Here is a 12,355-nt window from a genome sequence, read left to right as displayed (position 1 = left end):
GGTTTTGCGTTGGGCGTTATTGCGCGGTGGCTTTTAGGCCGGTGAGCAGCAGCCGCTGAAACAGGTCCTCTTTCAATCCTTCCGGGTTGGTCAGCTGCATCCGCTCCAGATGCTCGGGAAACGCCGAAGCCTCGGGCGCATCCAGCGCAGCCTTGCCCAGTTCCAGAATCTCCGTCAGCTTGAACTTGCTCTTCAGCCAGTTCAGCGCCCGCAATAAGTCCCGCTCTTCAGCCGTGAAATCACACCCCAGCGGATACTCCGGAAACAGCTGCGAATGCCGCGCCTGAATCGCCTGCAAGCGCTCCGGGCTGTTGTCGGCAAAACGCGGATCGATACGGAAACCCTTCGGCAACTTGCCAACGTTCTGCGCCTGTTCGATCAACCCCGCCTGGAACCGGGAGTCGCTGATATTCAGCAATGCCTCGATCACCGCCGCGTCGGTCTTGCCACGCAGATCGGCGATGCCGTATTCGGTGACCACGATGTCCCGCAGATGCCGCGGGATCGTGCAGTGGCCGTATTCCCAGACGATGTTCGAACTGACCTCACCGCCCGCCTCGCGCCAGCTGCGCAGGAGCAGCACCGACCGCGCGCCTTCCAGCGCATGGCCCTGGGCGACGAAGTTGTATTGCCCGCCGACACCGCTCAGCACCCGCCCGCTTTCGAGCTGATCGGCCACGCCCGCACCGAGCAGGGTCATGGTGAACACGGTGTTGATGAAGCGCGCATCCACGCGCTGCAAGCGTTTGAGTTCTTCCTGACCGTAGAGCTCGTTGATGTAGCTGATGCGGGTCATGTTGAATTCGAGGCGCTTGCTTTGCGGCAGCTCGCGCAGGCGCTCGTAGAAACTGCGCGGCCCGAGGAAAAACCCGCCATGCACGCTGATGCCGTCGGTTTGTGCGGCTTCGTCGAGAGTGCCGGCATTCGCCTGTTGCTGGGTCGGCACGTCCGGGTAGACCTTGCGCCGAATGATTCCGGCGTCGGCCAGCACCAGCAGGCCGTTGACGAACATCTCGCTGCAACCGTAAAGGCCTTTGGCGAATGGATCGATGCCGCCCTCGCGCTCGATCAACTGCGCCCACTGGCTGAGGTTGATATCCGCCAGCAACCCCTTGTAACCGGCATTGTCGGCCTGGCGCGCCAGCAATGCGGCGGTCAGGGCATCGCCCATGGAACCGATGCCGATCTGCAAGGTGCCGCCGTCGCGCACCAGCGTACTGGCGTGCAGGCCGATGAAGTGATCCTGGAAACCCACGGGCATGTTCGGCGTGGAAAACAACGTGCTGTTGTCCTTCTCGTCGATCAGCAGGTCGAACGCGTCGATGCCGATTTCGGCGTCACCGGGCATGTAGGGCAAATCGTTGTGGACTTGCCCCACCAACAGGATGGTCTCCCCCGCTTCCCGGCGCTTGGCGATCATCGGAAACAGGTCGAGGGTGATGTCCGGGTTGCAGCTCAGGCTGAGCCGATCGGGATGCTCGGAATGACTCGCCACCAATTGCGCCACCAGGTTCAAACCGGCCGCATTGATGTCCCGCGCGGCGTGGCTGTAGTTGCTGCTGACGTAATCCTGCTGGGCCGACGCGCTGTGGAGCAGGCTGCCGGGCTGCATGAAAAATTGATGGATGTGAATGTTGGCCGGCAAGTTGTCGCGCTGCAGCCCGGCGAGGAAATCCAGCTCCGGATAATCGCCGAATACTCGCTCGATGAAGGGTTCGAGAAAACGCTTTTGCAAACCATCGCCCAGGGAAGGACGGCCCAGGCACAGGGCGGTGTAGATCGTCAGCTGCCGTTCGGGAAGTTGCGCGACACGCTGGAACAACGCGTTGACGAAGTGATTGGGTTTGCCCAGGCCGAGGGGCAAGCCCATGTGGATATGCGCCGGCAACCGTGCCAACACATCATCGACCGCCTGCTCGATAGAACACAGCTGCACCATCTGATCCTCCCTTACATTCCGTGAATTGGGGTTGGACCGAGCTTGCCGGGCCTTTGCTGCAAAGAATAGTCCTCACGGCAAATCGCAGGCACAAAAAAGCCGCTCACAAGCGGCTTTTTCGCTGCAGATGAACGCTTATTTCAAGCCGGACATCTTCTGGATGGCGCCTTTGAGATCGGCGTCAGCGCAATCGGCGCAGGTGCCTTTCGGAGGCATCGCATTGACGCCGGAGATCGCCTTCGCGAGCAAACCATCAAGACCGCCTTCTTTCTTGGCGCGTTCGCCCCAAGCGGCGGTATCACCGATTTTCGGCGCGCCCAAAAGGCCGGTGCCGTGGCAAGCGTTGCAATGTTTCGCAATCACTGAATCCGGGGTTTTGGCATCACCACCACCCGCCGAAGCAGCGACTTCCATCCCCTTGCACTCTTGGCCCGTCACACAGACCTGGCCAACTGGCTCAAGGCGTTTTGCAATATCGTCGTTCGTCGCAGCTTGAGCGCTGACAGCCCATAGGGCCAATACGGTTGCTGGTGCAGCCAGCATTTTCATAATTAGGTTCACGCGTTCACCCTCAATGGTGGCTAGTCACGCCTACGGCCACGGTTCGCAGGCGGGCGCAAGTATAGCGGTAAGCCCGCCGCACTGAAACAACCCCAAAGTCGAAGGGGTCTTGTTGCGCGGCGGAAAAACCCTTCGGGTGTCGCTGCCGTGCTGGCAGGACACCTCTTCTGTTAGAAATTTGCTGGCGTGGCTGCGCTGATTAGTCGCGCCGGCGCATCGAACGGATTACGGAAACGGTGCGGCTTGGTACTTTCAAAGTAGTAGCTATCGCCGGCTTCGAGCACAAAAGTTTCCAGCCCGACCACCAGTTCCAGCCGACCTTCCACCAGAATCCCGGTTTCCTCGCCCTCATGGGTGAGCATCTCGTCACCGGTGTCGGCGCCTGGCGGATAGATTTCATTGAGGAAAGCGATTGCGCGGCTCGGGTGCGCCCGACCGACCAGTTTCATGGTCACTGCGCCATCGGAAATATCGATCAGCTCGTTAGCCTTGTAGACGATCTGCGTCGGTTTTTCCTGCAGGATTTCTTCGGAAAAGAACTCAACCATGGACATGGGAATCCCGCCCAGAACCTTCCTCAGCGAACTGATCGAGGGACTGACGCTGTTCTTCTCGATCATCGAAATCGTGCTGTTGGTGACACCCGCGCGTTTGGCGAGCTCACGCTGGGAAAGACCTTTGAGCTTACGGATGGATTGCAGTCGTTCACCGACGTCCAATGCTGGAGCCTCCAGGGATTCAGGTTGTAGAAATATTGAGCGTTATCATGGCGACAGCGTTCAGTATTTACAACACTTTGGCCTGAATCCTGTTCAGCGAGGCGACTTCCGGCACGGACTGTTGACCGCTAACCCTCGGAATAGAGCTTTGGCACCCGGCGCAGGTTGCAGAAGATCTGATAAGGAATAGTGTCAGCGGCTGCGGCCACTACGCTTGCGAGGATGTTTTTGCCCCACAACTCAACAGTCGAACCCAGTCCGGCCTGCGGTACATCAGTCAGATCGATGCACAGCATGTCCATCGACACCCGGCCGATCAACTGGCTGCGCTGCCCGGCGACCATCACCGGCGTACCGGTCGGTGCATGGCGCGGGTAGCCATCGGCATAACCCATCGCCACCACACCAACGCGCATCGGTTTCTGAGTGATGAACTTGGCGCCGTAACCAATCGGCTCGCCGGCCGGCAGTTCACGCACGCAAATCACTTTCGATTCCAGGGTCATCACTGGTTGCAGGCGCGATGCCACGGCATTGGCTTCTTCGAAAGGTGTGGCGCCGTAGAGCATGATGCCCGGGCGAACCCAGTCACTCGGTATCTGCGGCCAACCCATCACCGCCGGTGAATTGCGCAGGCTGACCTCGGCGGACAACCCCTGACGCGCCGCTTCAAATACCGCGACCTGTTCGATGCTGGCCTGCTCGTGCAGCTCATCGGCGCGGGCGAAGTGGCTCATCAAGACGATCTTTGCCACCTTGCCGCTGCCCAGCAGCCGTTGATAGGCGGCCTGATAATCCTTTGGATGCAAGCCAACCCGGTGCATGCCCGAATCGAGTTTGAGCCAGACCGTGATCGGCTTGCTCAACGCGGCGTTCTCGATGGCTTCGAGTTGCCACAACGAGTGCACCACGCACCAGAAATCATGCTCGACGATCAGCGACAGTTCATCGGCTTCGAAAAAACCTTCCAGCAATAACACCGGTGCACGAATACCGGCGGCCCGCAGCTCCAAAGCCTCTTCGATACAGGCCACGGCAAACCCGTCCGCTTCCGCTTCCAGCGCCTGGGCGCAACGCACCGCGCCATGGCCGTAGGCATCTGCCTTGATCACGGCGAGGGCCTTGGCCCCCGTGATTTCACGGGCGATCCGGTAGTTGTGACGCAGGGCTTGAAGGTCGATCAGGGCACGGGCTGGACGCATGGCGGCAGGCTTCTAGGCGGTCATGGGAATAAAAACCGGCGCTGGCTGACGGCGTGAACCGCCAACAGCACCGGGAGAGGGATCTTTCTGACAGGCTTACGGCAGAGCGGCGACCACCGACAACTCAATCAGGATTTCCGGTTCGCACAGCTTCGACTCGACCGTTGCGCGGGCCGGAGCGACGCCTTTTGGCAGCCACTTGTCCCACACTGCGTTCATGCCTTCGAAATGTGCGTCGATGTCCTTCAGATAAATCGTCACCGACAGCAAACGGCTCTTGTCGGTGCCGGCCAGATCGAGCAAACGCTCGATGTTGGCGAGGGTTTCACGGGTCTGCTGTTCAATCCCGGCACTCATGTCGTCGCCGACTTGCCCTGCCAGATAAACGGTGCCGCTGTGGACAACGATCTGGCTCATGCGCTCATTGGTGAGCTGGCGCTGGATTGACATGTTTGGCGGACTCCTGGGTCTTGTTTCCATAACGAGAAATATCGAGGCCTTCGGCGCTGATCTGCGGCGTTTTCTTCGCCATCAGGTCAGCCAGCAAACGGCCCGAGCCGCAGGCCATGGTCCAGCCGAGTGTGCCGTGACCGGTGTTCAGGAACAGATTCTTGAACGGCGTGGCGCCAACGATCGGCGTGCCGTCCGGGGTGGTCGGACGCAGACCGGTCCAGAAACTTGCCTGAGCCAGATCGCCGCCCTGAGGATAAAGGTCGTTGACAATCATCTCCAGTGTTTCGCGCCGACGCGGGTTCAGCGACAGGTCAAAACCGGCTATCTCAGCCATGCCGCCGACGCGGATGCGATTGTCGAAACGGGTGATCGCGACCTTGTAGGTTTCGTCGAGAATGGTCGAAGTCGGGGCCATCGCCGGGTTGGTGATCGGCAAAGTCAGGGAGTAACCCTTGAGCGGATACACCGGGGCCTTGATGCCCAGCGGCTTGAGCAGTTGCGGCGAGTAGCTGCCGAGTGCCAGCACGTAGCGGTCAGCGGTTTCCAGCTTGCCGTCGATCCACACGCCGTTGATGCGATCACCGGCGAAGTCCAGTTTCTGAATGTCCTGGCCGAAGCGGAATTCCACGCCCAGTTTCACAGCCATTTCGGCCAGCCGCACGGTGAACATCTGGCAATCACCGGTCTGGTCGTTCGGCAGGCGCAAGGCACCGGCGAGGATATCGGTGACATTGGCCAGGGCCGGCTCAACGCGGGCAATGCCGGCGCGGTCGAGCAGTTCGAACGGCACGCCGGACTCTTTCAGTACTGAAATATCCTTCGCGGCGCCGTCCAGCTGGGCCTGGGTGCGGAACAGTTGGGTCGTACCGAGGCTGCGGCCTTCGTAGGCAATGCCGGTTTCAGCGCGCAACTCGTCGAGGCAGTCACGGCTGTACTCGGACAGACGGACCATGCGCTCTTTGTTCACCGCGTAACGGCTGGCAGTGCAGTTGCGCAGCATCTGCGCCATCCACAGGTATTGGTCGATGTCGGCGGTGGCCTTGATCGCCAGCGGCGCGTGGCGCTGCAACAACCACTTGATGGCCTTGAGCGGCACGCCCGGTGCGGCCCACGGCGAGGCATAACCTGGCGACACCTGGCCGGCGTTGGCGAAACTGGTCTCCATGGCAGCGGCCGGCTGACGGTCCACCACCACCACTTCGAATCCGGCACGCGCCAGATAATAAGCACTGGTGGTACCGATGACGCCGCTACCCAAGACCATAACGCGCATTTTCATATCCCTCATCGCGGCTTGCCGCTGACGTTCGTAGTTGTCGAGCAATGATGTGCGCAGTTTAAAAAAGATCAGGCAGTGCTTTTCACTATATAACTGCCTATATTTGGCGAGAATTCTCGGCAAAAACCCTTTTCACGGAGGCGCATCCCCTATGCGTACCAACACTCAAACCAAACGTGAGCTGGACAAGATCGACCGCAACATCCTGCGGATCCTGCAAGCGGACGGGCGCATCTCCTTCACCGAGCTTGGGGAAAAGGTCGGGCTCTCGACCACGCCGTGTACCGAGCGGGTCCGGCGCCTGGAGCGCGAAGGGATCATCATGGGCTACAACGCCCGCCTCAATCCGCAGCACCTCAAGGGTAGTCTCCTGGTGTTCGTCGAGATCAGCCTCGACTACAAATCCGGTGATACTTTCGAAGAGTTCCGACGCGCGGTGCTGAAACTTCCGCATGTGCTGGAGTGCCATTTGGTGTCAGGGGATTTCGACTACCTGGTGAAGGCACGGATTTCCGAGATGGCTTCGTACCGCAAATTGCTCGGCGATATTTTGCTCAAGCTGCCACATGTGCGGGAATCGAAGAGCTATATCGTGATGGAAGAGGTTAAGGAGAGTTTGTGCCTGCCGATTCCGGATTGAGGTTTTGCGGTGTCTGTTCGGGCCCCATCGCTAGCAGGCAAGCTCCCACAGTTGATCTTCAGTGGTCAGAAATTCGGCGTACGACACAGATCCAGTGTGGGAGCGAGCCTGCTAGCGATTACAGGCAACTCGGTCTTCCCTTAGACGAGGACCTGCCGAGTAGAAGCCATGTACTCATGAATCTGCTTCTCCACCCGCGGATGAATCAGCTCCACCGGCCCCCGCCCATTCGGGCATGGCAAGGTCTTGGTGGTGCCAAACAATCGGCAAATCAGCGGCCGCTCGTCATACACCGTGCAGCCGTTGGGCCCAAGGTGCACGCAGTTGAGTTCATCCATCGCCGCGTCCTGCTCGGCGCGGGTCTTGCGCGGCAGGCGGGACATTTCTTCCGGTGAGGTGGTCACCGGCCCGCAGCAGTCATGGCAGCCGGGCACGCACTCGAAAGAGGGAATCTGCTGGCGCAGCGTGCGGATTTTCTGACTGTTGCAGCTCATCGAAGCGATAACCAAAAGCGGGACAGGCCGGGATTCTGAAGCAAAAACCGCGATCCAGACAGCATCAACCGACCGATGTTGCCCGCGCCGGAAGGTCCGGCTTATGCTCCGTCAAATTTTATAGACACACGAATCAGGGACGCTCACATGAATGCCCGTGCCCAGCACACCGCCTCTTACTACGCCGCCAGCAGCCTGCCGCAGCCCGATCATCCGGTGCTGCAAGGCGACCTGGTGGCGGACGTGTGCGTGGTCGGCGGCGGGTTTTCCGGACTGAACACGGCGCTAGAGCTGGCCGAACGTGGCTTCAGCGTGGTGCTGCTGGAAGCGCACAAGATCGGCTGGGGTGCCAGCGGACGCAATGGCGGGCAGTTGATTCGCGGCGTCGGCCATGGCCTCGATCAGTTCGCCAGCGTGATCGGTGCAGACGGCGTGCGCCAGATGAAACTCATGGGCCTGGAAGCGGTGGAAATCGTCCGCCAGCGCGTCGAGCGTTTTCAGATCCCGTGCGACCTGACCTGGGGTTACTGCGATCTGGCCAACAAGCCCCGCGACCTCGAAGGGTTCGCCGAAGATGCCGAAGAGCTGCGCGGCCTCGGCTACCGCTACGAAACCCGGCTGTTGCAAGCCAACGAAATGCACACGGTGGTGGGATCGGACCGCTACGTCGGCGGCCTGATCGACATGGGCTCGGGGCATCTTCACCCGCTCAACCTGGCGCTGGGCGAAGCGGCCGCCGCGCAGCAGCTGGGCGCGCAGCTGTTCGAACACTCGGCGGTGACACGCATCGATTACGGCCCGGAAGTGAAGGTCCATACCGCACAAGGCTCGGTTCGCGCCAAGACGCTGGTGCTGGGCTGCAACGCCTACCTCAACGAACTCAATCCGGAACTCAGCGGTAAAGTGCTGCCCGCCGGCAGCTACATCATTGCCACTGAACCCTTGAGTGAAGAACTGGCGCACTCACTGCTGCCGCAGAACATGGCGGTCTGCGATCAACGGGTGGCCCTGGATTATTACCGACTCTCGGCGGACCGACGCTTGCTGTTCGGCGGTGCCTGCCACTACTCAGGCCGCGATCCGAAGGACATCGGCGCGTACATGCGGCCGAAGATGCTGGAAGTGTTCCCGCAGCTGGGTGGGGTGAAGATCGACTATCAATGGGGCGGGATGATCGGCATCGGCGCCAACCGACTGCCGCAGATCGGCCGGCTGAAGGACCAGCCGAATGTGTATTACGCTCAGGCTTACTCTGGCCATGGGGTGAATGCCACGCATTTGGCGGGCAAGTTGTTGGCCGAGGCGATCAGCGGGCAGCAGGGTGGCGGGTTTGATCTGTTTGCCCGGGTGCCGCATATCACCTTCCCCGGGGGCAAGCATTTGCGCTCGCCGTTGTTGGCGCTGGGGATGTTGTGGCATCGGCTGAAAGAGTTAGTCTGAGGGATTACCTGTGTTGCTTCGGGCCCAATCGCGAGCAGGCTCGCTCCCACAGGGTCTGTGTCGATCACATATCCCCCCTGTGGGAGCGAGCCTGCTCGCGATTGGGCCGCACGGACTGCGCAAGACTCAGATCCGCCAGAAAGGCTTAAGCCCTTCCTCCCGCGCCTGCTCCCGACTTAACCCGACATCCCTGAGCTGCTGCGGCGTCAGCTCCAGCAACGCCTTGCGCGTGTGCAGACGATGCCAGAACAGACCCCAGCGACTCAGGCCGGGCGGTGCATTGCGCAAGCGCGCCTCGCGTGCGCCGTTGATTTGCCCTGCCGCCAGCTCCTGACTGTGAATCATCAGCCGCACATCGCTCAAGCCGTTCATTTTGATTGCTCCTGTTTACTTGGGTAGCCAGAGCTTTCATGATGCGCGGACGGTGAAAAGCGTTACAGATTCAAACCTCCCGTATTAATTCCATACAGATTTTCCAGTTCGGCGTCTGAATCCTATAATTTCGACCCATCTGTACTGGTTAACCGAATCACCCACACCGAGACTGCACCATGACCCTTTACGTCAATCTCGCGGAATTGCTCGGCATGCGTATCGAACAGGGCTTTTATCGCCCCGGTGACCGGCTGCCGTCGGTGCGGGCATTGAGTGTCGAGCACGGGGTTAGCCTGAGCACAGTGCAGCAGGCTTATCGCGTGCTGGAAGACAGTGGGTTGGCGACGCCAAAACCCAAGTCCGGCTACTTCGTCCCAGTGGGTCGCGAACTGCCGGAGCTGCCGGCCATTGGTCGCCCGGCCCAGCGTCCGGTGGACATTTCGCAGTGGGATCAGGTGCTGGAATTGATTCGCGCCGTCCCGCGCAAGGACGTCGTGCAACTGGGCCGCGGCATGCCGGACATCACCACGCCGACCATGAAACCGTTGCTGCGCAACCTGGCGCGAATCAGCCGCCGGCAGGACATGCCCGGTCTGTATTACGACAACATCTACGGCACCCTCGAACTGCGCGAACAGATCGCCCGCCTGATGCTCGATTCCGGCTGCCAATTGACGGCCCACGACCTGGTGGTGACCACCGGTTGCCACGAAGCGCTGTCCACCAGCATTCGCGCCATCTGCAATCCGGGTGACATTGTGGCGGTGGACTCGCCGAGTTTTCACGGCGCCATGCAGACGCTCAAGGGCCTGGGCATGAAAGCCCTGGAAATCCCCACCGACCCGATCACCGGGATCAGCCTCGATGCCCTCGAACTGGCCCTGGAGCAGTGGCCGATCAAGGCCATACAGTTGACGCCCAACTGCAACAACCCGCTGGGCTACATCATGCCGGAATCGCGCAAACGCGCGTTGTTGACGCTCGCACAGCGTTTCGACGTGGCGATCATCGAAGACGATGTGTATGGCGAGCTTTCCTACAGCTACCCCCGCCCGCGCACGATCAAATCCTTCGACGAGGATGGCCGTGTCCTGCTGTGCAGTTCCTTTTCCAAGACCCTTGCTCCTGGCCTGCGCATTGGCTGGGTCGCGCCGGGCCGCTATCTGGAACGGGTGCTGCACATGAAATACATCAGCACCGGTTCCACGGCCCCGCAACCGCAGATCGCAATTGCCGAATTCCTCAAGGCCGGGCATTTCGAACCGCATCTACGGCGGATGCGCACGCAATACCAGCGCAACCGCGACCTGATGATCGACTGGGTCACCCGCTATTTCCCTGCCGGCACCCGCGCCAGCCGCCCGCAAGGCAGCTTCATGTTGTGGGTTGAACTGCCGGACGGCTTCGACACCCTGAAACTGAATCGCGCCCTGCACGACCAAGGCGTACAGATTGCCGTCGGCAGCATCTTTTCCGCCTCGGGAAAGTACCGCAACTGCCTGCGGATGAACTACGCTGCCAAGCCAACACCGCTGATCGAAGAGGCTGTGCGCAAGGTCGGCGCTGCAGCGATCAAACTGCTGGCGGAAACGGATTACATCACTGACTGACCTTTCTCAGGAAAGCAGCGTCCATATGCCGACATTTGCCGCCAATCGGAACGATCCCACGTGAGAGTCAGACAGCCCCTGCTCGCTCTTCTGCTACTCGCCTCGTTCCTGGGCGGTTGCGCCAGCTTCGATGTTCAGCGCGAACCGAGTCAGGCCTTACCTGCCAGCGACTCGGCATTCGGTCGCTCAATCCAGGCCCAGGCCGCGCCCCATGAGGGCAAGTCCGGCTTTCGTTTGCTGTCCAACAGCAGCGAAGCCTTCATGGCCCGCGCCGAGCTGATCCGCAACGCCCAAAGCAGCCTCGACTTGCAGTACTACATCGTCCACGACGGCATCAGCACTCGCATGCTGGTCGACGAATTGCTCAAGGCGGCGGATCGCGGCGTGCGCGTGAGAATCCTGCTCGATGACACCACCAGCGACGGCCTGGACTGGATCATCGCGACCCTTGCCGCGCACCCGCAGATCCAGATCCGCCTGTTCAACCCGCTGCACCTTGGCCGCGCCACGGGCGTGACGCGCACCATGGGCCGGTTGTTCAACCTGTCGCTGCAACACCGGCGCATGCACAACAAATTGTGGCTGGCGGACAATAGCGCGGCCATCGTCGGCGGGCGCAACCTGGGAGACGAATACTTCGATGCCGAGCCCAACCTGAATTTCACTGACATCGACATGCTCGGCGTCGGGCCGGTGGCCGAGCAGCTTGGCCACAGCTTCGACCAGTACTGGAACAGCGCGCTGAGCAAGCCGATTGACGAATTCCTGTCGACCAAACCGACGCAAAAGGACCTGCAAAATACCCGCACCCGCCTGGAAGAATCGCTGGAAGAGACACGCAAACAGAATCACGCGCTGTATCAGCAGTTGATGACTTACACCACCAGGCCACGCCTGGACATCTGGCGCCGGGAGCTGATCTGGGCGTGGAACCAGGCGTTGTGGGATGCGCCGAGCAAGGTCTTGTCAGACGGCGAGCCTGACCCGCATTTGCTGCTGACCACACAACTCGCACCTGAGCTGAAGGGCGTCAGCAAAGAGCTGATCATGATCTCGGCCTACTTCGTACCGGGGCAGCCGGGGCTGGTGTACCTCACCGGTCGGGCCGATGCCGGAGTCTCCGTCAGCCTGCTGACCAACTCGCTGGAAGCGACCGACGTGCCGGCCGTGCATGGCGGTTATGCGCCTTATCGCCGAGCGCTGCTGGAACACGGCGTGAAGTTATACGAACTGCGTCGCCAGCCCGGCGAAGGTGGCGGCAGCGGGCCGATTTTCTACCGCAAGTCCTACCGAGGTTCCGATTCCAGCCTGCACAGCAAGGCGATGATCTTCGACCGGCAGAAATCATTCATCGGTTCGTTCAACTTCGACCCGCGCTCGGTGCTGTGGAACACCGAAGTCGGTGTGTTGGTGGACAGCCCTGAGCTCGCCGTCTATGTGCGCAAGGCGGCCATGGAGGGTATGGCGCCGCCCCTGAGTTATCAGGTGAAACTGGAAAATGACCGGATCGTCTGGGAGACGGAAGACGACGGCAAAATGCACACGCTGACCAAGGAACCGGGAAGCTTTTGGCGCCGCGTCAATTCCTGGTTGAGCACCGCGGTTGGCCTGGAGCGGATGTTGTAGTCAGGCGTCGCGATCAA

General features: G+C 60.6%; 12 protein-coding genes. 4 read left to right on the top strand and 8 right to left on the bottom strand.

From position 1 onward, the window contains the following. Positions 1-16: 16 nt before the first annotated feature. From ACRC4F_RS06655 to dadA, 6 genes are all read right to left on the bottom strand, one after another. Positions 17-1,939, bottom strand: coding sequence for an acetyl-CoA hydrolase/transferase C-terminal domain-containing protein (locus tag ACRC4F_RS06655; RefSeq protein WP_438658608.1), 1,923 nt, complete (start codon positions 1,937-1,939; stop codon positions 17-19). A 135-nt stretch (positions 1,940-2,074) separates the two neighbouring features. Next, on the bottom strand, positions 2,075-2,500 hold the full coding sequence (locus ACRC4F_RS06650; RefSeq protein ID WP_438658607.1) for a c-type cytochrome: 426 nt from the start codon (positions 2,498-2,500) through the stop codon (positions 2,075-2,077). Between the two features lie 170 nt (positions 2,501-2,670). Next, the gene (locus tag ACRC4F_RS06645) at positions 2,671-3,219 is read right to left on the bottom strand and encodes a cupin domain-containing protein (RefSeq protein ID WP_007947433.1); all 549 of its coding nucleotides are present in this window, start codon (positions 3,217-3,219) and stop codon (positions 2,671-2,673) included. Between the two features lie 128 nt (positions 3,220-3,347). Continuing rightward, a complete protein-coding gene (gene alr, locus ACRC4F_RS06640; RefSeq protein ID WP_438658606.1) occupies positions 3,348-4,421 on the bottom strand; it encodes an alanine racemase in 1,074 nt (357 codons plus the stop codon). A 96-nt stretch (positions 4,422-4,517) separates the two neighbouring features. Beyond that, entirely contained in the window at positions 4,518-4,871 is a 354-nt protein-coding gene (locus tag ACRC4F_RS06635) for a RidA family protein (RefSeq protein ID WP_403099791.1), read from the bottom strand. Further along, entirely contained in the window at positions 4,843-6,147 is a 1,305-nt protein-coding gene (gene dadA / locus ACRC4F_RS06630) for a D-amino acid dehydrogenase (RefSeq protein WP_438658605.1), read from the bottom strand. The genes ACRC4F_RS06635 and dadA overlap by 29 nt, the downstream gene beginning before the upstream one ends. A 157-nt stretch (positions 6,148-6,304) precedes the next feature. Here dadA and ACRC4F_RS06625 point away from each other — a divergent pair, with 157 nt between their 5' ends. Continuing rightward, positions 6,305-6,793: an Lrp/AsnC ligand binding domain-containing protein gene (locus ACRC4F_RS06625; RefSeq protein WP_010465173.1), complete on the top strand. Its 489-nt coding sequence runs from the start codon at positions 6,305-6,307 to the stop codon at positions 6,791-6,793. Between the two features lie 140 nt (positions 6,794-6,933). Here the strand turns inward: ACRC4F_RS06625 and ACRC4F_RS06620 are convergent, their stop codons facing one another. Then, entirely contained in the window at positions 6,934-7,287 is a 354-nt protein-coding gene (locus ACRC4F_RS06620; protein WP_007947437.1) for a YkgJ family cysteine cluster protein, read from the bottom strand. Positions 7,288-7,434: 147 nt separating this feature from the next. Here ACRC4F_RS06620 and ACRC4F_RS06615 point away from each other — a divergent pair, with 147 nt between their 5' ends. Then, on the top strand, positions 7,435-8,727 hold the full coding sequence (locus tag ACRC4F_RS06615) for an NAD(P)/FAD-dependent oxidoreductase (RefSeq protein ID WP_438658604.1): 1,293 nt from the start codon (positions 7,435-7,437) through the stop codon (positions 8,725-8,727). A 126-nt stretch (positions 8,728-8,853) separates the two neighbouring features. Here ACRC4F_RS06615 and ACRC4F_RS06610 read toward each other — a convergent pair whose 3' ends face one another. Next, on the bottom strand, positions 8,854-9,099 hold the full coding sequence (locus ACRC4F_RS06610) for a DUF1127 domain-containing protein (protein WP_438658603.1): 246 nt from the start codon (positions 9,097-9,099) through the stop codon (positions 8,854-8,856). A gap of 179 nt (positions 9,100-9,278) precedes the next feature. Between ACRC4F_RS06610 and ACRC4F_RS06605 the strand changes: the two genes are divergently transcribed. Both ACRC4F_RS06605 and ACRC4F_RS06600 read left to right on the top strand, forming a co-directional pair. Continuing rightward, positions 9,279-10,712, top strand: a complete 1,434-nt coding sequence (locus ACRC4F_RS06605; protein ID WP_438658602.1) for a PLP-dependent aminotransferase family protein — start codon at positions 9,279-9,281, stop codon at positions 10,710-10,712. 60 nt (positions 10,713-10,772) lie between these two features. Continuing rightward, on the top strand, positions 10,773-12,338 hold the full coding sequence (locus ACRC4F_RS06600; RefSeq protein ID WP_438658601.1) for a phospholipase D family protein: 1,566 nt from the start codon (positions 10,773-10,775) through the stop codon (positions 12,336-12,338). Positions 12,339-12,355 lie beyond the last annotated feature (17 nt).

It is taken from the genome of Pseudomonas sp. (assembly GCF_051660785.1).
Lineage (GTDB): Bacteria > Pseudomonadota > Gammaproteobacteria > Pseudomonadales > Pseudomonadaceae > Aquipseudomonas.
This window is presented reverse-complemented; position numbering and strand designations above follow the sequence as displayed.

Bases quoted from the DNA above. Each gene is read 5' to 3' on its own strand.
- ACRC4F_RS06625 (WP_010465173.1), top strand. From the start codon at position 6,305: ATGCGTACCAACACTCAAACCAAACGTGAGCTGGACAAGATCGACCGC.
- ACRC4F_RS06605 (WP_438658602.1), top strand. From the start codon at position 9,279: ATGACCCTTTACGTCAATCTCGCGGAATTGCTCGGCATGCGTATCGAA.
- ACRC4F_RS06615 (WP_438658604.1), top strand. From the start codon at position 7,435: ATGAATGCCCGTGCCCAGCACACCGCCTCTTACTACGCCGCCAGCAGC.
- ACRC4F_RS06635 (WP_403099791.1), bottom strand. From the start codon at position 4,871: ATGTCAATCCAGCGCCAGCTCACCAATGAGCGCATGAGCCAGATCGTT.
- dadA (WP_438658605.1), bottom strand. From the start codon at position 6,147: ATGCGCGTTATGGTCTTGGGTAGCGGCGTCATCGGTACCACCAGTGCT.
- ACRC4F_RS06655 (WP_438658608.1), bottom strand. From the start codon at position 1,939: ATGGTGCAGCTGTGTTCTATCGAGCAGGCGGTCGATGATGTGTTGGCA.
- ACRC4F_RS06610 (WP_438658603.1), bottom strand. From the start codon at position 9,099: ATGAACGGCTTGAGCGATGTGCGGCTGATGATTCACAGTCAGGAGCTG.
- alr (WP_438658606.1), bottom strand. From the start codon at position 4,421: ATGCGTCCAGCCCGTGCCCTGATCGACCTTCAAGCCCTGCGTCACAAC.
- ACRC4F_RS06620 (WP_007947437.1), bottom strand. From the start codon at position 7,287: ATGAGCTGCAACAGTCAGAAAATCCGCACGCTGCGCCAGCAGATTCCC.